The organism is Janthinobacterium sp. SUN128 (assembly GCF_030587275.1).
GTDB classification, from domain to species: Bacteria; Pseudomonadota; Gammaproteobacteria; order Burkholderiales; family Burkholderiaceae_D; genus Janthinobacterium; species Janthinobacterium lividum.
Genome location: NZ_JAPWHY010000002.1, coordinates 405,625 through 429,183, shown reverse-complemented (window position 1 = coordinate 429,183; position 23,559 = coordinate 405,625). Strand labels below are relative to the sequence as shown.

At 56.9% G+C, this 23,559-nt stretch carries 16 protein-coding genes and 2 tRNA genes; 10 read left to right on the top strand and 8 right to left on the bottom strand.

Annotation, left to right across the window (positions count from 1 at the left end):
- Positions 1–3 precede the first annotated feature (3 nt).
- Complete coding sequence (locus O3297_RS21930; protein ID WP_305050104.1) at positions 4–2,124, bottom strand: TonB-dependent siderophore receptor; 2,121 nt, start codon at positions 2,122–2,124, stop codon at positions 4–6.
- 287 nt (positions 2,125–2,411) lie between these two features.
- Here O3297_RS21930 and O3297_RS21925 point away from each other — a divergent pair, with 287 nt between their 5' ends.
- Complete coding sequence (locus O3297_RS21925) at positions 2,412–2,858, top strand: response regulator (protein WP_161789566.1); 447 nt, start codon at positions 2,412–2,414, stop codon at positions 2,856–2,858.
- Positions 2,859–2,867: 9 nt separating this feature from the next.
- Here O3297_RS21925 and O3297_RS21920 read toward each other — a convergent pair whose 3' ends face one another.
- From O3297_RS21920 to O3297_RS21900, 5 genes are all read right to left on the bottom strand, one after another.
- Complete coding sequence (locus O3297_RS21920; protein WP_305050102.1) at positions 2,868–4,226, bottom strand: family 43 glycosylhydrolase; 1,359 nt, start codon at positions 4,224–4,226, stop codon at positions 2,868–2,870.
- Between the two features lie 181 nt (positions 4,227–4,407).
- Positions 4,408–4,483, bottom strand: a tRNA-His gene (locus O3297_RS21915).
- A gap of 142 nt (positions 4,484–4,625) precedes the next feature.
- Positions 4,626–5,471 carry a glutamate racemase gene (gene murI, locus O3297_RS21910; protein WP_305050100.1) on the bottom strand — a complete coding sequence of 282 codons (846 nt, stop codon included), beginning with the start codon at positions 5,469–5,471 and terminating at the stop codon, positions 4,626–4,628.
- A 66-nt stretch (positions 5,472–5,537) separates the two neighbouring features.
- A complete protein-coding gene (locus O3297_RS21905) occupies positions 5,538–7,079 on the bottom strand; it encodes a fumarate hydratase (RefSeq protein WP_034784516.1) in 1,542 nt (513 codons plus the stop codon).
- 97 nt (positions 7,080–7,176) lie between these two features.
- The gene (locus O3297_RS21900; protein ID WP_034784515.1) at positions 7,177–7,791 is read right to left on the bottom strand and encodes a YqhA family protein; all 615 of its coding nucleotides are present in this window, start codon (positions 7,789–7,791) and stop codon (positions 7,177–7,179) included.
- Positions 7,792–8,099: 308 nt separating this feature from the next.
- Here O3297_RS21900 and acs point away from each other — a divergent pair, with 308 nt between their 5' ends.
- The 6 genes from acs (at position 8,100) to O3297_RS21870 (ending at position 14,769) form a co-directional block, all read left to right on the top strand.
- Positions 8,100–10,106 carry an acetate--CoA ligase gene (gene acs / locus O3297_RS21895; RefSeq protein WP_099395312.1) on the top strand — a complete coding sequence of 669 codons (2,007 nt, stop codon included), beginning with the start codon at positions 8,100–8,102 and terminating at the stop codon, positions 10,104–10,106.
- 190 nt (positions 10,107–10,296) lie between these two features.
- Positions 10,297–10,387, top strand: a tRNA-Ser gene (locus O3297_RS21890).
- A 231-nt stretch (positions 10,388–10,618) separates the two neighbouring features.
- On the top strand, positions 10,619–11,929 hold the full coding sequence (locus O3297_RS21885; protein ID WP_305050098.1) for an integrase arm-type DNA-binding domain-containing protein: 1,311 nt from the start codon (positions 10,619–10,621) through the stop codon (positions 11,927–11,929).
- A complete protein-coding gene (locus O3297_RS21880) occupies positions 11,922–12,560 on the top strand; it encodes a DUF4102 domain-containing protein (protein WP_305050097.1) in 639 nt (212 codons plus the stop codon). The genes O3297_RS21885 and O3297_RS21880 overlap by 8 nt, the downstream gene beginning before the upstream one ends.
- 1,003 nt (positions 12,561–13,563) lie before the next feature.
- Complete coding sequence (locus O3297_RS21875; RefSeq protein WP_305050096.1) at positions 13,564–14,430, top strand: phage integrase N-terminal domain-containing protein; 867 nt, start codon at positions 13,564–13,566, stop codon at positions 14,428–14,430.
- 138 nt (positions 14,431–14,568) lie between these two features.
- Complete coding sequence (locus O3297_RS21870; RefSeq protein ID WP_305050095.1) at positions 14,569–14,769, top strand: AlpA family transcriptional regulator; 201 nt, start codon at positions 14,569–14,571, stop codon at positions 14,767–14,769.
- A 263-nt stretch (positions 14,770–15,032) separates the two neighbouring features.
- On the opposite strand, the gene O3297_RS21865 is transcribed toward O3297_RS21870, so the two are convergent.
- On the bottom strand, positions 15,033–15,530 hold the full coding sequence (locus O3297_RS21865; protein ID WP_305050094.1) for a DUF4411 family protein: 498 nt from the start codon (positions 15,528–15,530) through the stop codon (positions 15,033–15,035).
- The gene (locus O3297_RS21860) at positions 15,527–16,660 is read right to left on the bottom strand and encodes an XRE family transcriptional regulator (RefSeq protein ID WP_305050093.1); all 1,134 of its coding nucleotides are present in this window, start codon (positions 16,658–16,660) and stop codon (positions 15,527–15,529) included. The genes O3297_RS21865 and O3297_RS21860 overlap by 4 nt, the downstream gene beginning before the upstream one ends.
- 265 nt (positions 16,661–16,925) lie before the next feature.
- Between O3297_RS21860 and O3297_RS21855 the strand changes: the two genes are divergently transcribed.
- Genes O3297_RS21855 through O3297_RS21845 form a run of 3 tightly spaced genes read left to right on the top strand, consistent with a single transcriptional unit; the run spans position 16,926 to position 23,211 of the window.
- Positions 16,926–18,764 (top strand): class I SAM-dependent DNA methyltransferase, encoded by a 1,839-nt coding sequence (locus tag O3297_RS21855; protein ID WP_305050092.1) that lies wholly within the window; start codon positions 16,926–16,928, stop codon positions 18,762–18,764.
- Positions 18,761–20,098 (top strand): restriction endonuclease subunit S, encoded by a 1,338-nt coding sequence (locus O3297_RS21850; protein ID WP_305050091.1) that lies wholly within the window; start codon positions 18,761–18,763, stop codon positions 20,096–20,098. Before O3297_RS21855 ends, O3297_RS21850 begins: the two co-directional genes overlap by 4 nt.
- The gene (locus tag O3297_RS21845) at positions 20,098–23,211 is read left to right on the top strand and encodes a type I restriction endonuclease subunit R (protein ID WP_305050090.1); all 3,114 of its coding nucleotides are present in this window, start codon (positions 20,098–20,100) and stop codon (positions 23,209–23,211) included. Before O3297_RS21850 ends, O3297_RS21845 begins: the two co-directional genes overlap by 1 nt.
- Positions 23,212–23,559 lie beyond the last annotated feature (348 nt).

Below are 23,559 nucleotides of genomic sequence, written 5' to 3'. Positions count from 1 at the left end.
TGCTCAGAACGCCAGGCGGCCCTGCAGGTAGACCATGCGCGGCGCGCCCACCATCTTGCCCAGGTTGCCGTCCGATGTGCGCGTGAAGTAGCGCTTGTCGGCGAGGTTGTTGACGCCGGCGACCAGCTCCAGGCCCGCCTGACCCGGTACTTTCCATTTCACTTGCGTGTTCCAGGTGCGGAAGCCGGGAATGACGCCCAGGTTGCCGGCCGCGTTTTCCGCCACGGTGTTGGCTTCGTCCGCGAACTGGCGGCTCTGGTGGTTGCTCGACAGGTCGAAGCCCCAGGCGCCCAGCTGGTAGTGGGCGCCGACGGTATCCGTGTTGCGTGAATAGAAGGGCACGTCATTGCCCGCGTTCACGCCATCCTGCAAGGTCGCCTTCGTATAGGTGTAGGTGGCGTAGGCATTCAAGCCGGCCAGCGGGCCGGACTTGTCGAAGTGGTAGTCGATGGCCGTTTCCAGGCCCCGGTGATGCGTGGCGCCCACGTTGTAGAAGACGGCGCTTTCGCCGCTGCCGACGGACTGGATCTGGTTGTCGAACTTGATGTTGAACAAGGTCGCTTCGGCCGACAGCTGGCCGCTCTTCCAGCGCGCGCCCAGTTCGGCCGTCTTGGCCAGTTCCGGCTGCAGTGGATTCTTGTCCGATTGCGAGTTCAGCTGCGTGTTTTGCACGGCGCCAAACGAGCTGTTGTAGTTGCTGAACAGGGTCACGTTGTTGTTGAGCAAGTACGCCACGTTCAGCGAAGGCAGGGCCTTATTGTTGAGCAACTCGATCTTCTGGTCGGTCGGCAAGTGGTTGAAGCGTTCCGTCTTGATGTGTTCATAGCGCACGCCGGGCGTGATGCGCCAGGCATCGATGGCGATCTTGTCGTCGATATACACGGCTTGCGCATCGGTGGAATTGTCGGCGAAGCGCGTCGGCTTTTGCTTTACGCCGCTGGCGATGACGATGTTGTAGATGGTCTCGTCGGCCCGTTCGGCCAGGTAGCGATAGCCGACGGTGATGTCCTGCGATACCTTGCCGGTCGTGAAGCGCTGCGTGTAGCGCGGCTCGATGGCCGTCGTTTCATAGTTGCGCGGCTGGCGGCCCAGGCCAGTGCGGCCAGCGTTGATCAGGGTGCTTTCGCGCGAGCTCTTGTTGTAATAGGCGCGCACTTCGAATTCCTGCGTGCTGGAAATGGCGTTCAGGTAGCCGATGTCGAAGGCCTTGCGCTCGCCGCTCCAGTAATCGGTCGGGCGCGTGTTCTGGAACGGGTCGGCCTTGTACTGGGCGGCGGTCAGGCCGCCCGGCGTGCGCGACGTCACGTCGTAGTAGGACAGCTTGCCGTACACCTCGGCCGTCGGGCTCAGGTCGTAGCGGAATTTGAGGGCGAAATCGTTGACTTTTTCATCGCTGCCCACGCGCCAGTCGCTGCCGCGGATGCCGGAATACAGCACGGCCAGGCCCAGGCCGCTGTCGAGCTGGGTGCCGGCGAAGACGCTGGCCTGGGTATTGTGGCCCACTTCGCTGTACGCGTTGTAGCGCACGGTGGCGTCGCCCGTGATGCCTGGCGTGGTGGGCACGCGGCGCGTCTTGAAGTTGATGATGCCGCCCACATTTTGCGGGCCGAAGCGCACGGCGCCGCCGCCGCGTACCACGTCGACCGTTTCCACATTGGCCAGGCTGACGGGCGCGAATGACAGTTGCGGCTGGCCATACGGCGCCACCGACATTGGGATGCCGTCCAGCAAGACCGTACTGCGCGGCGAATAGCGTCCGGCCAGGCCGCGCACGCCGATGTTCAGTGAAATGGCGCTGCCGGCGCTGCCCGAGTTGTCGCTGATCTGCACGCCGGGAATGCGGCGCATCACATCGCTGAGGCTGGTCGCGCCCGAGTTCTCGATGTCATCCTTTTGCACCACGGTGCGGGCGCCCGCGAAATTCTTCGTGCTGGCGGCCATGCTGGTGCCCAGCAGATTGCTGCTGACCTGGATGGATTCCAGGATGGGACCGGCGTTATCGGCGGTATTGGCTGTATTGGTTTCCTGTGCCTGCGCGGAAAAAGAAACGCCCAGGCAGGCGAGGGCGATGGCCAGCGCGCACGGGCGCAGCGAAAAGGGCAGTGTGAAAGGTGTGGCAGCCATGCATGGATCTCCGTAATGACAATGTTTGCGCGGGCAATCGGGCGGCGCGACAACATCGTGGCGTGGACATCCGGCGCAAGGGGATGGTAATGATAATGATTCTCATTTTATACGTCAATTGCGAATATTGCGTAGTGGCCATATGGCTGCCTGCGGGCGGAGAAGTGTTGCTGGCCCGGTACAGCGGGCGGCTTGGCTTGCCGCCTGGCACCATTGCTGGGGTGCGGCGGCATTGCGTGCGCTTCTTGTATACTCCCGCTTTTGCAGCCGTCAGACGTAAACGTACAATGAGCCAGACAACTGAAACGACACCAGGCAATCCCCCCGTGGAACGCCGTCAGGGCGACCAGCCGGCAAGTGCTGCGCGCAAATTGAATCTGCTGGTGGTCGACGACAACCAGGAAGTGGGCGAATCGCTGGCCATGCTGCTCGAAGCGCTGGGCCACCACGCTGTGGTGGTGCGCAACTGGCAGATGGCCGTCGAGCAAGTCAAGCTGTGCGTGCCCGATGCCGTCTACCTCGACATCGAAATGCCCGGCATCAGCGGCATCGAAATCGGCCGCCGCCTGCACCACAATCCCGAGACGGCCAACGCCGTGCTGATCGCCGTCACGGGCCACAGCCTGCCCATGTACATGGACGATGCGCTGGCCGTGGGCTTCCGCCACTTCCTCGTCAAACCCGTGCGCCTGGACGACCTGGCGACGACGGTGCAGTCGGTGCTGGCGGGCTAGTTCCCGATCCTACGGCCGGCTCAGAGACCACTGCTGGTTGTTCGCGTTGGTCAGATTCCACTGGATGATCTGCGCGTTTTCCGCCGTGCTCAGGTTGAGTACGTCCAGGGTCAGGTTGCTGTAGCGGTTGCTGATCGTCTGGTAGCCGGCAGCGGGACTGGCGAAGCGCCATTGCTGGCCCAGTCCGCCCCAGTAGCTCCATTGGGCGATATTCGTGCCGGCCGTGGTCGAATTGTTGTAGTCGTCCAGGCCCAGCAGGCTGTTCGCATTGATCAGGCTGTAATACCCGTCGCCGTGTCCCACCACATACCATTGCTGGTGTTTTGCTCCCGTATAAGTTTGCTGCTGCACCAGTGCGCCATTCGCCGTGCCGGCGCCCGCCACGGCGAGCGCCTTTCCGCTCAAGCGCGAGCGTAGCACCGTGGGGCCGTCCGAGATGCCGCCGCAGCTGGCGACAGAGAAATTGCGCGTCAGGCTGGGCCAGCCGCTGTCATACGTCATCTTCAAAATGTCGAGCTTGGCCGTGCCATTGTCGTTGACGTCGTAATAGTGGACCGAGGTGTAGTTGCAACCATCCTGCTTGAGCACGCCGATATGGCCCGGCCCCTTGTACTTGCCATCAAGGTTAGGCAGCAGCGTGCGCGTGCCGCTGTACGGCCCCGTCACGCTGCTGGCGCGCTGCACTTCCACATAGTATGTGCTGGCGGCGCCCTGGCAGCATTTGCCGCGGTTGACGAACAGATAGTAATACTCGCCGTCGTGCGTGATGTAGGGCGCTTCGATATCCTTGCCGCCACCACCGAGGATGGTGGTGACGTTGCCGCTCGTCTTGCCCGTGGCCTGGTTGATTTCCGTCACGCCGATGCCGCCAAAGAACGAGCCGTACGACATGTAGACCTTGCCGTCATGATCGCGGAACAGGGCCGGATCGATGGCATTGATTTCCGCACCGCCCCCATACGATTGCACGACGATGCCCAGGTCCGTCCAGCTGGGATTTTTCAGCGACGCGGAGCGGGCCACGCCGATGGCCGACACGGAGGTGCCGAAGGTGGAGACCGAGTAATACAGGTAATAGTAGCCGTTCATGTGGATCACGTCCGGTGCCCAGTACGAGCCGCTGAAGTTGGGGATTTTATTGGCGATCCAGGCCGGCGGCGTGCTGAACACGGGCGCGGGGCCGGCCGACCATTTCAGTAGGTCCGTCGAGGTGGAATACCAGATGCCGTCGCCCGTCGTGAAATTGAAATACGTGTCGCCGTCGCGCGTGAAGGTGCCGGGGTCGTGCGCGTTCGGCACGCCCGTCAGGGTGATCGCGTGCGCATGGGCGCAGAACATCAGGCAGAGTGCTGCCAGGATTTGCTTCATCGTTGTCTCCGTACTGTTTTTATGGGGCGGTCCAGGCCGCACCCCAGAGTAGGGCGATGGTCAAATTTGCACTAATGAATTTTTTGCAGGAAGCGATACCGGGGCCGGTATCGGTGAAGGTAGAAAAGCGGCGCCGGAATAGAAAAAGCCCAGTTCTAAAACCGGGCTCTTCTTTATTCTGTGGGGTGGCTGATGGGGCTCGAACCCACGACAACAGGAATCACAATCCTGGACTCTACCAACTGAGCTACAGCCACCACTGTCTTACTTACCTGTTTAGCTGTTTTGCTGAACAGGTGCCGAATTATACAAAGAACTCGGCAAAGTGGCAAATCTAAATGCAGTCTTTTTTAAAGAATCGAAAGATTGCATGAAAACGGTCGCTTTTGCTCACGCCGCTCAAACGGATAGGTGTTCGACGGGCGGGTGCAAGTCCAGCAAACCGGCGAAGGCTTTCGCCAGGGATTCGACCTTGGCCGTCGTGTAGCCCTGCAGCCGTGGTGCGTCATTGTTAATGCGGCGCAAGCTTGCCGCATCGAGCAGACGGGCCAGCTGGCGCGCCACGGCGTCGCCCGTGTCCACCAGGGTGATCTGTTCCTGCGTGTGGGCGCGCACCGTGCGTTCGATGGCGTCCTGCACGAACAGGTAGTGCGTGCAGCCGAGCACCAGCGTGTCGGCGCCTTGTTCCAGCATGGGGGCGATGTAGCGTTCCAGCATGGCGCTGGTGGCGTCCTGCGGATCGGTGCCCAGCTCGCACTGTTCGATGCGGTCGGCCAGGCCGATGCAGGGCTGCAAGATGAATGTGGCGCCCGTGGCGGCGCTCACCTGCTCGCGCAAGGCCAGCAGCTTGTCGCCGCGCAAGGCGCGTTCCGTGGCCAGCACGGCGATCTTGCCATTGCGGCTGATGGCGGCCGCCGGTTTCAATCCCGGTTCGACACCGACGATGGGCAGGTCGGGATAGCGCGCGCGCAGCGCCTTGATGGCGGCGATGGTGGCCGTGTTGCATGCCACGACCAGCGCCTTCGCGCCTTGCTGTAATAAAAAGGCGGTGATCGCCAGCGAACGGTCGACCACTTGCTGTTCCGTCTTGTCGCCATACGGGGCATAGCCGGAATCGGCAAAGTAAATCAGGTCTTCCTGCGGCAGCTGCGCGCGGATATGGCGCAGCACCGACAGGCCGCCCACGCCGGAGTCAAAAATGCCGATGGGCGCGTCTGGGCGGGCAGTGCTTGCAATAGAAGTCATAGGGAACCGGGGAAGATAAAAAACGCCGCGCTGATGTTGCCGCGCGGCGTCTATGGTAGTGCTTGTTTAAGCGACCGTCACGGGAATCTTGCTGACGCTATTGAGTTGCTCGATCTTTGCCTGCCACTCTTTCGGGCCAGTGTTGTGCACCGAAGTGCCTTTCGCATCCACGGCCACGGTCACTGGCATGTCGACCACGTCGAATTCGTAGATCGCTTCCATGCCCATGTCGGCAAAGCCCAGCACCTTGGCGTGCTTGATGGCTTTCGACACCAGGTAGGCGGCGCCGCCCACGGCCATCAGATAGGCCGACTGGTGTTTCTGGATCGATTCGATGGCCACTGGTCCCCGTTCGGCCTTGCCGATCATGGCGATCAAGCCCGTTTTTTCCAGCATCATGTCGGTGAACTTGTCCATGCGCGTGGCGGTCGTCGGACCGGCCGGGCCGACGGCTTCGTCGCGTACCGGGTCGACTGGGCCGACGTAGTAGATCACGCGGTTCTTGAAATCGACCGGCAATTCTTCGCCCTTGGCCAGCATGTCCTGGATGCGCTTGTGTGCGGCGTCGCGGCCCGTCAGCATCTTGCCGTTCAACAGCAAGGTCTGGCCCGGCGTCCACGAAGCGACTTCTTCTTTCGTCAGGGTGTTCAGGTCGACGCGCTTGGATTTTTCCGTGTCCGGCGTCCAGTGCACTTCCGGCCACGACGACAGCGATGGCGGTTCCATGTAGGCCGGGCCCGAGCCGTCCAGCACGAAGTGGCCGTGGCGCGTGGCGGCGCAGTTCGGGATCATGGCGACCGGCTTCGACGCGGCGTGCGTCGGGTGCATCATGATTTTCACGTCGAGCACGGTCGTCAGGCCGCCCAGGCCTTGCGCGCCGATACCCAGTGAGTTGATCTTGTCGCACAGCTCGATACGCAATTCTTCCAGCTTGTTCTGCGGGCCGCGTTGTTTCAGCTCAAACATGTCGATGTCTTCCATCAACACCTCTTTTGCCATCAGCATGGCTTTTTCGGCCGTGCCGCCGATGCCGATGCCCAGCATGCCAGGCGGGCACCAGCCGGCGCCCATGGTCGGCACGGTCTTCATGACCCAGTCCACCAGCGAGTCGGACGGGTTCATCATGATCATCTTGGATTTGTTTTCCGAGCCGCCGCCCTTGGCAGCCACTTTCACGTCGACGGTATTGCCTTCGACCAGTTCCATGTGCACGACGGCTGGCGTGTTGTCCTTGGTGTTCTTGCGGTCGAAGTGCGGGTCGGCCACGATGGACGCGCGCAGCTTGTTGTCGTCAAAGTTGTACGCGCGGCGCACGCCTTCGTTGACGGCGTCGGTAACCGTGCCGCTGAAACCTTCGAAGCGCACGCCCATGCCGATTTTCAGGAAGACGTTGACGATACCCGTGTCCTGGCAGATAGGACGCTTGCCTTCCGCGCACATGCGCGAGTTGGTCAGGATTTGCGCGATCGCATCTTTTGCCGCCGGGCTTTGCTCGGCCGCGTAGGCGCGCGCCAGGTGCTCGATGTAATCAGCAGGGTGGTAGTAGCTAATGTACTGCAACGCTGCGGCGACGGATTCGATCAGGTCTTCTTGCTTTATGACAGTCATGGTGTTCTCGCGGTGGATAAGAAGGGTAAGACTTTGATGCTAGTTACTTGATGCTTGGTGCTGCTTGCTAATTGGTACGGTAGTGCAGGAGCGCTCCTTAATGCGGTCGTGCCTGGTTCTGGGTTACCGTCATGATGCGGTCGGTGTACGCAATGGCCATGGCCGAAATGATGAAGACCATGTGGATCACCGTTTGCGCAATGATTACTTCCATCTTGTAGGAATTGGCATTGATAAATGTCTTCAGCAGGTGGATGGACGAGATGCCGATGATGGCCATCGCCAATTTCGTCTTCAGCACGGAAGCATTGACATGTGACAACCATTCCGGCTGGTCTGGGTGGTCATCGAGGTGCATGCGCGAAACGAAGGTTTCGTAGCCGCCAATAATGACCATGATCAACAGGTTCGAAATCATGACCACGTCGATCAGGCCTAATACCACCAGCATGATGGTCGCTTCATTGAGCTTGGTCGGCAGGGCGCTGCCCGGTACGGCAACGGCCGTCAGCACGTGCTGCAGGGCCGCATCATTGCCGAACACGGCGCCGATCAGGTCGGACAATTCCACCCAGAAATGGAAGACATACACGCATTGTGCGAGGATCAGGCCCAGGTACAGCGGCAACTGCAGCCAGCGCGACATGAAGATGAAGGAGGACAGCGGGTGCAGCTTGGTATGTTTGGATGACGGTGGTAGGTGGTCGATCATGTGGGGTTTCCTGGGGGAGTAAATACCAATTTTTGGTATGCCCGACATTTTACACTTGCTGCTGATTACTGCGCATGGCCTTGCTCCTGATTATTAGGTTTGATGAAATACGAAGTGGTATTGAACCTTCGGCACAGCATGCATTTTCCCAGTGAAAATACTGTACGGCGTCCCCTTGACTCCCATTGCCGAAGGCGCTTATGGTTAGCCTTGATAGGGGTAAAACGCTGCATAAACGCGACATGTAAGGCGTCCGTAAGACACGGGGTCTATCGTGTTAGCAAACAATTACTACACTGGAGACAAGCATGAGCGCTACAGAAAACCAAGGGCAGGGCACGGAACAGCAGGGACCGGAAGAGTCGCGCGTATTTGACCCGTCGGCGGCATTTGCCGCACAGGCCACCATTTCCGGCATGGACGCCTACCGCGCCATGGTGAAAGAGGCGGAAACCGACTATGAAGGCTTCTGGGCCAAGCTGGCGCGCGAGAACCTGAGCTGGAAGAAACCGTTCACCCGCACCCTGAACGAAGACAATGCACCGTTCTACAAATGGTTCGAAGACGGCCAGTTGAACGTATCGTACAACTGCCTGGACCGCAATATCGAAAATGGCCTGGGCGACAAGACGGCCATCATCTTCGAAGCGGACGATGGCACCGTCACCAGGGCAACATATAAAGAGCTGCACGAAAAAGTCTGCAAGTTCGCTAACGGCCTGAAAGCCAAGGGCATCGCCAAGGGCGACCGCGTGATCATCTATATGTCGATGTCCGTCGAAGGCGTTGCCGCAATGCAAGCCTGCGCGCGCATCGGCGCCACCCACTCGGTGGTCTTCGGCGGCTTCTCGGCAAAATCCCTGCAGGAGCGCATCATCGATGCGGGCGCCGTGGCCGTCATCACGGGCGACGAGCAATTGCGCGGTGGCAAGAAGCTGCCATTGAAATCCATCGTCGACGAAGCGCTGGCGCTGGGCGGCTGCGACTCTGTGAAAAACGTCATCGTGTATAAACGTACGGGCAGCGACTTGCCGATGGTGGCCGGCCGCGACACGTGGCTGCACGACCTGGTCGAAGGCCAGTCGGCGCAATGCGAGCCGGAATGGGTCGATGCCGAGCATCCACTGTTTATCTTGTACACCTCCGGTTCGACGGGCACGCCGAAGGGCGTGCAGCACTCGAGCGGCGGCTACCTGCTGTGGGCCGCGCTGACGATGAAGTGGAGTTTCGACATCAAGCCCGACGACGTGTTCTGGTGCACGGCCGACATTGGCTGGGTGACGGGCCACAGCTACATCGCGTATGGCCCGATGGCCGTGGGCGCCACGCAAGTGGTGTTTGAAGGCATCCCGACCTACCCGAATGCGGGCCGTTTCTGGGAAACCATCAAGAAGCACAACGTCAGCATTTTCTACACGGCGCCAACGGCCATCCGTTCGCTGATCAAGGCAGCCGACGTGGACCCGAAAGTCCATCCAGGCAACTACGACCTGACCAGCTTGCGCCTGCTGGGCACGGTCGGCGAGCCGATCAATCCGGAAGCGTGGATGTGGTACTACAAGCATATCGGCGGCGAGAAATGCCCGATCGTCGATACCTTCTGGCAAACGGAAACGGGTGGCCACATGATCACCCCGCTGCCGGGCGCCACGCCGATGGTGCCCGGCTCGTGCACCCTGCCATTGCCGGGCATCATGGCCGCCATCGTCGACGAAGCGGGCCAGGACGTACCGAACGGCCAGGGCGGCATTCTGGTCGTGAAGCGCCCATGGCCATCGATGATCCGCACGATCTGGAATAACCCCGAGCGTTTCAAGTCCAGCTACTTCCCGGAAGAACTGGGCGGCAAGATGTACCTGGCAGGCGACGGCGCCATTCGCAACAAGGACACGGGCTACTTCACCATCACGGGCCGCATCGATGACGTCTTGAACGTGTCGGGCCACCGCATGGGCACGATGGAAATCGAATCGGCCCTGGTGGCCAACCCGCTGGTGGCCGAGGCCGCCGTGGTGGGCCGTCCGGACGACACGACAGGCGAATCGATCTGCGCCTTCGTGGTGCTGAAACAGGCGCGTCCGACCGGCGAGGAAGCCAAGAAGCTGGCCCTGGAGCTGCGCAACTGGGTCGGCAAGGAAATCGGCCCGATCGCGAAACCGAAGGAAATCCGCTTCGGCGACAACCTGCCGAAAACCCGCTCCGGCAAAATCATGCGCCGCCTGCTGCGCGTGCTGGCCAAGGGCGAGACGATCACGCAAGACGTCTCGACCCTGGAAAACCCGGCCATCCTGGAGCAGTTGAAGGAAGCGTCTTAACAGACAGGCCAGTCCCGCCGGAAGGGCTGTGCGCGCCACCGGGGCGCATCCTTCCGGCAGGCCTGGCCAAACTTTTACCCCTGGGTAAATAACTTTGGCAGTCCGTAGAATCTTTGCTATAATCTGCGGCTTCGCGACAAGCGATATGCAGTACACAATGTGAGCAAGCAAGACGCGCGCATTGCCTTCAGGAGAGATGGCTGAGCGGCTGAAGGCGCACGCCTGGAAAGCGTGTATAGGGTAATACTCTATCGGGGGTTCGAATCCCCCTCTCTCCGCCACGGATAGTAATTTAGTAAGATCAGGACGTCTCAGGAAGTCCCTCAAAAACCGCTTAGAGCCTTGATTCTAAGCGGTTTTTTCGTTTCTGGACGTTGCACAGCGTCCCAGGACATCAACCTCAAGTAGGCGCAAGTTTGGGGGCTTCTCGTACTCAGCCATTGCCGCTTGCCCCAAAAATTCAAAAAAACGACTATATTGATCTTTACAGCATGCCGCGCAGGAGGTTTGCCATGCCAAAGATCATTGCTCCGTTGACAGATATACTCATCCGCAACGCCAAGCCACGTGAGCGGCCGTACAAAATGTTCGATGGTGACGGCATGTACCTCGTCGTCGCGCCAACCGGCTCCCGTATCTGGCGGTTCAAGTTCCGGCAGGCCAACGGCAAAGAGAATACGCTGACGTTCGGTCCTTACCCGGAAATCACCTTGCAGGACGCACGAGAAAAGCGCCTGGCGACACGCCGCCTGCTGCTGCAAGGAATCGACCCCGCCAAACATCGCGACGATGCCAAACGCCTGGCAAAGGATAAGGCGTCCAACACCTTCGAAAAAATTGCGCGCGAGTGGCATGGCAACAAAGTGCCCACGTGGAGCGAACGCACCGCCAAGAACACCATCCAGCGCCTGCAAGCGGACATCTTTCCAGCCATTGGCCGCATGCCGATCGATGAGATAAAGCACCGCGATCTGATTGCCGCGCTGCGCAAGATCGAGGAGCGTGGCGCAAGTGAAGTCGCCCATCGCCTCAGAGCGGTATGTGCGTCAATTTTCAGCTACGCGATTCAATGCGGATTCACCGAGCGCAATCTGGTCACCGATATGAAGGATGTGCTGAAGACCGTCCGCGCCGGACACTTCGCCGCCATCAACGCCGACGAACTACCGCAGTTCCTGGCCATTCTGGATCGCAACGAAGCACGCATGTTCGCGCCGACGCGCATTGCGCTGCGGCTAATGCTGCTGTGCTTTGTGCGCACAAGCGAGTTGATCGAGACGCCCTGGAGTGAAATTGACCTGGAGCGTGGCGAGTGGATCATTCCATGGCAACGCATGAAGCGCGGCAAGCTGACCGTCAATCCGGATATGACCAACCATCACGTCTGCCTGTCACGACAGGCGCTGGAGCTGTTGCGCGAACTGCACGCGATCACGGGCCGCAGCAAGTACCTGTTCCCGAACCAGCGCGACCACGAAAAGCCGATCAGCAATAACACGATACTGGTGGCGCTTGGACGCATGGGATACAAGGGCAAGATGACCGGCCACGGCTTCCGGGCGCTGGCCATGAGCACTATCAAGGAGCGCCTGGGCTACCGGCATGAAGTCGTGGACCGGCAACTGGCACATGCACCGAAGGACAAGGTGGCCAGCGCCTATGACCGGGCGCAGTTCCTGGCGGAAAGGCGCCGGATGATGCAGGATTGGGCCGACTACATCGATGCCGTCAGCGGCAAGGGAGCGCCACCGCAGACGCCAAGATTAACGCTGGTCAGTGGCGAATTCAGCCGGGATGGCGGAACAGGAGGGCACCATGTCTAAGTATGTATTGCGCCTCACGGATGCGCTTATCAAGCAGGCTGCTCCGAAGGACAAAATATATAAACTTCCCGATGGGGCTGGTCTGTACATCGAAGTGCAGCCCAGCGGCAGCAAGATCTGGCGCATGAGGTATCTCCAGCAAGGCGGTGGAGAAAGCGTTCTGACTTTTGGCCGGTATCCCGAAGTGTCCATCGCCAAAGCCCGCGAACACAGGCTTGCAGCGCATCAGATGCTGGAGAGGAAGCAGGACCCGAGCACAGAATTCAATCGAGAAAAATTGCATCCACTGCCAAAGCCTATTCCACTCGACGAAATTTTCGATGAGCCGGAGTGGGGCCATGTGCAGACCAGTGTTCTGCGGGCGACCCTATTCGCTATCCGTCACCTCGAAACCGCCTTATTTCCTGCATTGGAGCGCATTTCCGTCAGTGAAGCACAGCACAGTATCCAGCAAGCAGCCATTCGGCAAATTGAACAGGACGGTTTACAGGTCGTTTCCCGACACCTGGAGGGTGTTGCGACGGCGCTCGCTGCCAGCTATTTACGTAACGGTATGAGCATGGACCAATTGGTTAGTGCGATGAAAGAGTCAAGGAGGCGGGTACGTCGCCAGGGAGACAACATGCAGTAGCTACTTGAGCCTTTGTCCGTACTGCAATTCTGCGTACTACGAAAAGCACCCTTGACGAAACGAACCACTTGCAAACGTCGATATCAGGCATAGAATGAAGCTCTCTTATGTGGGAATCGCTCCCACGAGGACATGCATCGAGCATGTCCCTATGCTTAGCGGCATAGGCGTTGCGGTCGTCACCCGCCACCATGATACCTAGCAGTTTCTGCTAGAGATATATATCGCCGGGCCATGCAGAAGCATGCACATCTCGGCACGATAAAGCGCTGCCTTCAGCGTCTTCATATCCCACAATCCGCAAGACGGATTGCCTGGATGATTGCGCCCGATGGGCGCTCCTTCAAACAGGAGCAAGACTCCTGCCCTGATTGGTTCGCATACCCCGCGAGGTAGCGCACCGTATGAAGCACAGCATGGCTTTGCCGCAAGCCGCACCGTCAGCAGAAATGCCAGCGATGCGATGCCATCGCGGCCGCCGCCAGCGCATGTGCTTCAGAGCCGCCAGTATCGTCACCGCGAGTGCGATGCTGGCATGTATGCCGTCACATGCCATGGCTACGTGCGCGCGTCGTTACTGGCGGCGTGCTGCCAGTGACGACGCGCCGCCGACGGCATAGGCCAAGGCGGCAAGCACGGAGCGTCCGCGTGACGGTGCTCAGTGACGAGGCCAGATGCCTCTTCATCGCAGGCTAGCCTTGCGATTTCCTTCGCCCGCTACGGGCTGATTAGTAGAAGTTGAACCGTGCACGAGGTGCACTCCATGGACCCTGGGTGATTGGTCCCTGCTGCGGCGGCTCCCTCCGGGAGCGCGCAGCGGTGCCACACGCGCATGCGGCGCGGGCAGGCAGTAACAGCAACCGCATACACGGGAGTGGTGTCCCGAGGCCCTTGATTCAACCTTTTCTGCCGAGGCAGTGAGGGTGGCCAGAAACACTTACCAGACAGGATTACACCACGCAGCATCGATGTAAAAACCAAGGATCGAAGGGATGACTTTGCCATGCGCGACTTGAACTACCAGCTCAAGCAACTGTGTCACCGCAACCGCGATGGCAGTTTTGCGACGCAGGCCGACCGCGAGCGCTTATTGAACCTGTGCGCCAACGACCTGGCGGAACGGGGCTTCCAGCATATGAGCGTGGACAGCCTGAAGCCGAAGCATGTGGCGGCGCTGCTCGACAAGTGGAAGCAGGATGGCGTCAGTACCGGAACCATCAAGAATCGCATGAGCGCTTTACGCTGGTGGGCCGAGAAGATCGGCAAGGAAAACATCATTGCGCGTACCAACGGCGAATATGGCATCGCGGAGCGGGTGTTTGTCACCAACGTCTCGAAGGCGAAGGTGCTCGACGCCGACACGCTGGCCCGCGTGAACGACCCATATACGCGAATGTCCTTGCAACTGCAGGCAGCGTTTGGTTTGCGGCGCGAGGAAAGCATCAAGATCAGGCCGGGATGGGCCGATGACGGGAACATCCTGCGGCTGAAAGATAGCTGGACCAAGGGCGGCAAGTACCGGGAAGTGCCGATTGCCACCATGCAGCAGCGCGCCGTGCTGGAAGCGGCCAAGGCGCTGGCCGGAAAGGGTAGTTTGATTCCGGCGCAGTTGCGGTATCGGGACCAGTTGAATCGCTTTCGTGCGCAGTGCGACAAGGCTGGCATCCATGGCGTGCATGGGCTGCGCCATGAGTACGCGCAGCGGCGCTATGCCGAGCTGACTGGCCGAGCTAGTCCAGCCAGTGGCGGTGCGACGTCCAGACAGCTGGATGCTTCACAAAAACTCGCAGATCAAGCTGCGCGGATGAAGATTTCGGTGGAGATGGGGCATGGCCGTGAACAGGTCACTTCCATCTATCTGGGCAGATGACCGCCCACTTGTATCAGGGGGGCGCAGCGCATGGAATAGACGAGATGCAGAAGGGGCAGCCCTGGCGCTGCCGGAATGATCGCGGAGAGTCGGCATGACTCTCCATTGTTTGCTGTTCATCAATCGAAGGAGAATCTTATGACCACGACTAAAAAATTCCTCCGCTTGCCTGCGGTAATCGAGGCTACCGGTTGGTCCCGCGCCACAATCTGGCGCAAGGTGAAGGCAGGCGTGTTGCCCGCGCCTATTCCTATTGGCCCCAAGTCTGTCGCTTGGGACGCGGAAGAGATCGCTCAATGGCAGCAGCGCTGTATTGATTCCAGTCGTGGAGTCGGTTAAATGTTTCTTCTGGCAATCTCTACTTAGTTGTCAGTAAGCTGGGGATTCATGACGAGCGGGGTTCCCCAGTTCTGATTGTGCTCACCGTACTCCTTAGAATGTTCACTATTAAATGCTATCTCAACCAAGTGGGATGAGCGATGTGTTGTAAGGAAACGGTATAAACGATTTTGGTTATTTCGATACGTATCTTCCCTACACTTGGTATAGGGCGCCAGGAAGAGGGGCTCTGAGGTGCCCTGCAAAGAGTCGGTTCGTTGAAATTAGGCCGCCAGTACGAATCGCGCTTCCAGCTTATAGAGCATGTCAAACGTGTTCATCCAACTGACTCCGAATTCTTCGCAAACATTGGGTATCAGGAATTTCTTTTTGATTTCGGGATTGTAGGCTTCATGCGTAACAACAGTTCCGCCGGTCGCCATTGCTTTGGCGATCAGCCATGGGTCTGCACCCGATAGGAATTCCTCAACTGCGCCGACCTTCATTTTCGTAGTTGCTGAAGCGACAAAATCGGCCACCTTGGCAAAGCACGCTTGTGTCGCATCGTCGTGTACGCTGACAAATAAAGTTGGATTGTCTTTTGCCCAGCTAGCTAACTCGTCGTCACCCTTCTTCAATTCATCCCCGACAATCGAGATGCTTGCAACATCTTGATCCGTAAATTTTTGTAGAATCCAAATCCAGTAACCAGGGCAGACCGTCATGTTGTAATAACGGTTCTTTGCCTCGACGAAGGTATTGGAATCTAGAAGGTATTTCACTCATCCACCTTTTCAGCGTATGTACGTATCTTCGCGGGTTGGATACCTAGTAGCTTTCCCGCATCTCGCAAAAGTAGCCGCCCGCTGAACGTTTCAGAGAGCACCGCTCGGCTAAATCGCTTGCTGTTCTTTGCCGCAGCAGTGCGGTAAAAGCTACCACCGCTACTTTTTTGGTCTCGGTAGGTATTCAGTTCCAATACGTAGTATCTGCTGTAAGCTTCGTTGGAAATGAGTCCAAGGTCGCATGCTCTACGCGCGATTACAAGTTTGCTCACGTAGAAAGTTCCGGCAAGCTCGGGAAGAAGCTCTATCCAGCTACTGGTCTCACGCCATAGTTGCATGAGTTTCGCTTCAGGAACCAGAAACTCCCCAGCGACCGAATTGCAGAAAGCTTCTTCTTTTCGATTGCTGGATGGTGTAACGCTGGAAATACCGCTGCTACCAATCCAAATATGGGCAAGCTCGTGAATTAATGTAAAGAGTCGGGCTGTTGGCGCGTCGGCAATGTTTAGGAAGACAACCGGAGCGTATTTGTCGCTGATGGCAAAGCCACGAAACTCACCCACATCCAGTTTCCTATGTGTGTTCGCGCCGACCATTCCACTACGCATGACCAAAATTCCTGCGGCATCGGCACCGGCAATGAGTTGGCGCAAATACTCATCGCCGCTCTGACGGTGTGGCGCCGCGTGGACGTGCAAGGTAGAACGGATATCTGCTACAACGTCCACAACTTTGGAAGAGCTCGAGAATTTTCCAACGAACGATAGCGGCTGGTGCTCTTGCTCTTTTAGGTAATCCAAGTACCATTCATGTTTTCTTACAACTTCCCGTACCGTATCTAGTAGGTCGATGCTTGGTTCTTTGGGGGCCGCACCACCAACTGTGCGTAAGTCGGGGAGGGGGAGCTGCTCTTTTGGTGGTTCGCTCAAGAAAAGGTAGCCGAACGGAATGTGCGCCACGCTGGCCCATTGTTGCGCTTGTCGGAAAGTTGGCTTGCTTTCCCCGGTTTCCCAAGCCAAGACCTTGTCTTCCTTGACTGTGATGCTTTCGGCTAGTTCGGCCTCAGTCAGGCCCGCTCGTCGGCGGGACCAAGACATCAACGTAGGATTGACGAGTGCATGATTCATCTTGCTAATAGATTAATTCAGTATGCCGATTATGTCAGTGTTTTTTTCGCAAAAGTGTACTCACTTTCCGACAATCAACAGATATGGGCGCAAATGATACCTGAAACGGGTGTCTGACATCTCTGGGCGGGGCCAAGTGCCTGACGAGTACTTGACCTTCCTGGCCCTCTAACAGGGGCTGAAGGTCCCTACGTAGGCCCCTGAACGAGTAGAATGATGCTCTATAGAATTTGTCTATTCTGCATCATTCGAAAGCTGGTAAATAATGAATCATCAAGCCCTCTCGTCCTTCATTTGGTCAGTCGCCGACCTTCTGCGCGGCGACTACAAGCAATCCGACTATGGCAAGGTCATCTTGCCGTTCACCATATTGCGTCGCCTCGACTGCGTGCTGGAAGCAACGAAACCGGCTGTGCTGGCCGAGTTTGATGCCAAGACCAAAGCTGGGCTGAACCCAGAGCCGTTCTTGGTGCGTAAGGCAAGGCAATCCTTCTACAACACTTCATCGCTGGACCTGACAACGCTGTTGGGTGACCAGGACCATATCCGGCAGAACCTCTATGCCTACATTCAGGCATTCTCGCCAGCAGCGCGCGACATTTTTGAGCGGTTCGACTTCTACACTCAAATTGAGCGCTTGGCCAAGGCCGGTTTGCTGTACCTAGTTGTCGAGAAGTTTGCGAATATCGACCTGCATCCGAATGTCGTCGACAACGCCGACATGGGCTTGGTTTTTGAGGAATTGATTCGCAAGTTCGCTGAGATATCCAATGAGACTGCCGGGGAGCACTTCACCCCGCGTGAAGTCATTCGTTTGATGGTGAACTTGCTGTTCATTGAAGACGATGATGTACTCACGCCTGGCAATGCTGTCGTGCGAACCATCTACGACCCGACAGCCGGTACTGGCGGCATGTTGTCAGTAGCGGGTGAGTATCTGTCTGAGCACAACCCCGACGCCCGCTTGACTATGTTTGGACAAGAACTGAACGACGAGTCCTACGCCATCTGCAAAGCAGACATGCTCATCAAGGGCCAAGACGTGGGTAACATCGTCGTCGGCAATACGCTCTCCGAGGATGGTCACGGTGGCAAGAAGTTCGACTATATGTTATCAAATCCACCATTCGGTGTCGAGTGGAAGAAGGTTGAGAAGGAAGTGCGTAAGGAGGCAGCGGAGAAGGGCTTCGATGGACGTTTTGGTCCAGGTCTACCGCGCGTATCCGACGGGTCGATGTTGTTCTTGCTGCACCTGATCGCCAAGATGCGTCCTGTCGTTGATGGTGGCAGCCGCATCGGCATCGTGCTGAATGGTTCGCCGCTATTCACCGGTGGTGCTGGCTCGGGTGAAAGTGAGATTCGTCGCTATGTCCTCGAAAACGACCTGGTCGAGGCTATTATCGGGCTGCCTACAGACATGTTCTACAACACCGGCATCTCGACATACATTTGGATTCTGTCGAACAAGAAGCCCGATGACCGTCAAGGGTGGGTGCAACTCATTGACGGAAGTAGCTTCTGGCAGAAGATGCGCAAGAGTTTGGGCAGCAAGCGCAAGGAGTTGTCCGACGAGCACATCGCTGATATCACTCGAATGTTTGGCGACTTTAGTGAAGGTGATTTGGTTACGGTGATTGATGCTGAGGGCAGCGAGATTGAGCGGAAATTATTAGCTCCGGGCGACAAAGCGCCAGATGCTCCAGAAGGCGGCAAAGTAAAAATCGTACCGATATCTCGCGTATTCAAGAACCACGAGTTTGGCTACACCACGATTACGGTCGAGCGTCCAATGTACGACGAGGCGGGCAAAGTTGTAGTAGGACTGAAGGGCAAGCAGAAGGGCCAGCCCCAGGCTGACAGCTCATTACGCGATACTGAAAACGTGCCGCTGACAGATGTAGTTCAGACGTACTTTGAGCGAGAAGTGTTGCCGAACGCGCCGGATGCATGGATTGACCACGACAAGTCGAAGGTTGGCTACGAGATTCCGTTCAACCGGCACTTCTATGTGTTCGAGCCGCCGCGTGACCTGCATACGATAGACGAGGAGCTCAAGGGAGTCACGGCGACCATCATGAAGATGCTTGAGGAGTTGGCGGAATGAGCTTTAGACAACATTCTCATTACAAAGAGAGCGGCGTGAAGTGGCTCGGGCAAGTTCCATCACATTGGTCCGTTAGGCAAGCCCGAAGGGTATTCGAACAGCGCCGAGATGCTTCATTGTCTGACGATGAGCAGCTGTCCGCGACTCAAAAATATGGTGTCGTTCCTCAAAAGCTATTCATGGAGCTCGAGGATAAGAGAGTGATGCTGGCTCTCGCAGGTTTAGAAGGATTCAAGCATGTCGAAGCGAATGATTTCGTAATAAGTCTTCGTAGCTTTGAGGGTGGGATTGAACGCAGTACTTATGCCGGTTGTGTTAGTCCTGCCTATACAGTCTTGAGAGCACTTTGTCCGATAGTTCCTCGTTTCTGGGAGTTTTTGTTTAAGTCTGCATCATATATCGGTGCTTTGCAAACGATGACTGATGGGATTCGAGATGGTAAGAATATCAGCTATGGACAGTTTGGTGCGCTCGAGCTACCTGTTCCTGACGTTTTTGAGCAATTGGCAGTTGCCTCCTTTCTCGACCGCGAAACCGCAAAAATTGACGTCCTAATTTCGGAACAAGGAAAGCTTATCGCTCTGCTAGTCGAAAAGCGTCAAGCTACCATCTCTCGTGCTTTGACCAAGGGATTGAATCCAGATGCGCCGATGAAGAACTCTGGTTTGGAATGGCTAGGAGATGTGCCGGAGCATTGGCTTGTGGCGCGATTGGGACACTTCGCGACTGTTGAGAATGGCACAACCCCTCGCCGAGACCTAAGCGAATATTGGGATGGGGGAGATATTCCGTGGCTTGCTTCTGGTGAAGTGAATCAGACACATATTTACGAAGCAGCTGAGTTTATTACTGCTCAGGCTCTGTCTGACTGTTCTTTAAGGATGCTGCCTGTTGGCACAGTAGTTATCGGGATGATTGGTCAAGGCAAGACCCGTGGTATGGCAGCCATCCTTCACATTGCTGCAACAATCAATCAAAATCTGGCCGCGATATGTCCAGGACCAAAAATTCATGGCACATACCTCTTGTACATTTTTAACGTAGTTTATGAATGGCTCAGGGAGGCCGGACGAGGGGGGAATCAAGCTGCAATGAACTGTCAAATTTTGTCAGCACTTCGAATTCCGTTGCCCCCTTTGAATGAGCAGATTGAGATTGCAGGACACATCGACCACAAGTTGGAAAAAATGCAAAGTCTAAGCAGAGAAGCTGAAAAATCGATTGCTCTCCTTAATGAACGCCGGAGCGCGCTCATCTCCGCCGCTGTAACCGGGAACATCGACGTCCGCCAAGCTGTTCAACAAGAGCAAGCGTTGTTACAGGAAGCAGCCTAATGTCCACTCTGCACAAGGAACTCCACTTCGAGGCAGCTATCTGTGAACATCTGCTGGCCAACGGTTGGCTGTATGCAGAAGGCGATGCTGCTAATTATGACAAGCAGAACGCGCTCTACTTGCCAGACTTGTTGGCATGGCTCGAAACTACACAACCGGACAGCTTGCAACGTCTGAACAAAACGCATGGGGCCGCGACCGCCAAGAACCTGGCAGAGCGCGTCCGCAAGAATCTGAACGAACGTGGCACGATTGACGTGCTGCGTCGTGGCGTCGAAATGCTGGGCCTGGCCATGCCGCTGTCCTTGGTGCAGTTCAAGCCAGCTCTTGCCATTAACCCGGTCATCCAGCAGCACTATGCCGCGAACAGATTGCGCGTTGTGCGTCAAGTGCATCACTCGCTCAACAAAGGGCAGGAGTCTATCGACCTGGTGTTGTTCGTGAACGGCATTGCGGTGGCGACCTTGGAGTTGAAATCCGACTTCACTCAAAGTGTTGATGACGCAGTTGACCAGTATCGTTATGACCGTGACCCTGCACCTAAGGGGGGAATGATTGAGCCGCTACTGGCGTTCCCCGGCGGTGCGCTGGTGCACTTCGCGGTCAGCCAGGCGGAGGTGCAGATGACGACGCGACTTGCAGGCACGGCGACGCGGTTCCTGCCTTTCAATAAGGGCAACCACGGAGCAGCAGGCAACCCGCCAAATCCTGATGGCTATGCAACGTCCTACCTCTGGGAAGATGTCTTTTCTCGAGACAGTTGGCTGGAAATTTTGGGCCGCTACCTTATCGGCAAACGCAACGACAAAACGCAGCTGACCAGCGTAATTTTTCCACGCTACCACCAGCTCGATGCAACGCGAAAATTGGTGGCTGATGTGCTGGCCAACGGCGCGGGTGAGCGATACCTGATTCAGCACTCAGCTGGCTCGGGGAAGACGAATTCGATTGCTTGGACTGCTCACTTCCTCGCGGATTTGCACAGCCAGGACAACAAGAAATTGTTTGACAGCGTGCTGGTGGTCTCGGACCGCACTGTGCTCGACTCGCAATTGCAGAAGGCCATCTTTGACTTCGAGCGCACTACGGGCGTGGTCGAGAGCATCACCAACGAAAACGGTAGTAAAAGTGCTCAACTGTCGCATGCGCTGAAGAACGGCAAGAAGATTATCGTTTGTACGATACAAACCTTCCCGTTCGCATTGAAGGCCGTGCAGGAGCTCTCCAGCACGGAGGGGAAAACGTTTGCCGTCATCGCTGACGAGGCTCATAGTTCCCAGACTGGCGAGGCTGCATCAAAGCTAAAGCAGCTGCTGTCCGCCGAAGAGCTGGCTGAGTTGCAGGACGGCGGAGAAATTGGAACCGAGGATTTGCTCGCTGCACAAATGGCCGCGCGCACCGGTGCTGACGGCTTGACCTATGTCGCCTTTACCGCCACCCCAAAATCGAAAACGATGGAACTGTTTGGACGCCCAGGGCCAGATGGTTTGCCGCAACCGTTCCATGTCTACTCGATGCGCCAGGCTATCGAAGAGGGCTTTATCCTGGACGTGCTGAAAAATTACACGACCTACAAGCTCGCGTTCAAGCTGGCCAACGATGGCAAGGAGTACGACGAAAAGGAAGTCGAAAAAAGCGAGGCGATGAAGGGCATTATGCAGTGGGTCAGACTGCATCCCTACAACATCGCTCAGAAGGTTAAAGTCGTAGTCGAGCACTTCCGTGAAAATGTTCAACCACTTCTGCAAGGTCGAGCCAAGGCGATGATTGTGGTCAGTAGCCGTAAGGAGGCTGTCCGTTGGCAGAAAGAGATTGCTGGATACATCCAGAAGCAGAACTATCCGCTCGGCGTGCTGGTGGCGTTCTCAGGTGAGGTCGATGACCCGGTTAGCTTCCCTGAACCAGTGAGTGAAGTCAGCAAGGACCTCAATCCAGGGTTGAAAGGCCGCGATATCCGCGAAGCGTTCAACGAGCAGAATTACCATTTGCTGTTAGTAGCCAACAAGTTCCAGACTGGCTTTGACCAGCCGCTGCTGTGCGGCATGTATGTAGATAAGAAGCTGGGCGGTATTCAGGCGGTACAGACCCTGTCGCGCTTGAATCGCGCCGCACCAGGCAAGGATACGACCTACATTCTCGATTTCGTGAATGATGCGGCAGAAGTGCTGGCTGCATTTAAGACCTACTACGAAACTGCCGAGCTCGAGGCTACCACCGACCCGCACATGGTGTACGACCTGCGCGCGAAGCTAGATAGCGCCGGTCACTATGACGATTTCGAGGTGGACCGCGTTGCCAAGGTCGCGATGGACCCCAAGGGTACTCAGAGCCAGCTGCTTGCGGCGATTTCGCCGGTGGCTGACCGATTGCTGAAGCGATTCACCGCTGCGTTAGCGGACAAAGCGGCAGCCGGGGCGCAGAACGACGAGAAGGGTGAGCAGGTGGCGAAGGATGTTATGGCGGCGCTCCTCTTGTTCAAGAATGACATGGGTGCGTTCGTCCGTTTGTATTCCTTCCTGTCTCAGATTTTCGACTACGGTAACACTGACATCGAAAAGCGCTTCCTATTCTACAAACTGCTGTTGCCATTGCTGGCGTTTGGCCGCGAGCGTGATACGGTAGATTTGTCCAAAGTGACCTTGACGCACCACACCCTGAAGAACATCGGCAAGCAGGCGCTTACCTTGGGCCAAGGCGAGAAGCCAAAACTGCCGCCGATGGATGGTGCTGGCAGTGGGTCTGCCCAAGATAAGGAAAGGGGCTATCTGGACGAAATAATCGAAAAGGTAAATGGTCTATTCGAGGGCGAGTTGTCCGACGACGACCAGCTCGTCTACGTGAACGGAGTGATTAAGGGGAAGCTGCTGGAAAACGAGACATTGATTCAGCAGGCAGCCAACAACAGCAAGGAGCAGTTTGCGAACTCGCCGGACCTGTCGAATGCGCTACTCAATGCCATTATGGATGCGTTTGATGCCCATACCAGCATGAGTACTCAAGCGCTGGATTCGCAGCGCGTTAGAGATGGATTGAAGGACACGTTGCTGGGGCCTGCGCAGTTGTATGAGGCGTTGCGGGCTCGCTCAATGGGTCTCGGTGGAATCAGGCCTTAGATGGCCAGCGAGAGACACTGGGCGGCTGACTTGACCTTTAGGTTTTCACCATTGCTTGCGTAGTGGTGGAAACCTACCAGCAGATGTTGAAAACGGATCATTGAAGTTCGTGCAGAATACGAAAACTGCGAACCCATCGGTTTAGGTGCTATTAGTTATGAGTATGAAAATCTGCTATGTAAGGAGTAGGTTTGGGGGTAAGGCATATTTATTTTTCTTCGTAAATCGAGAATCTATACATGAAATCGGTCAAGATAGGAATCCCCCTCTCTCCGCCACAGACGAAAAAGAAAAAGCTACCCTCGGGTAGCTTTTTTTTTCGTCTGTACGCGGAGAGAAGCAGGGCGC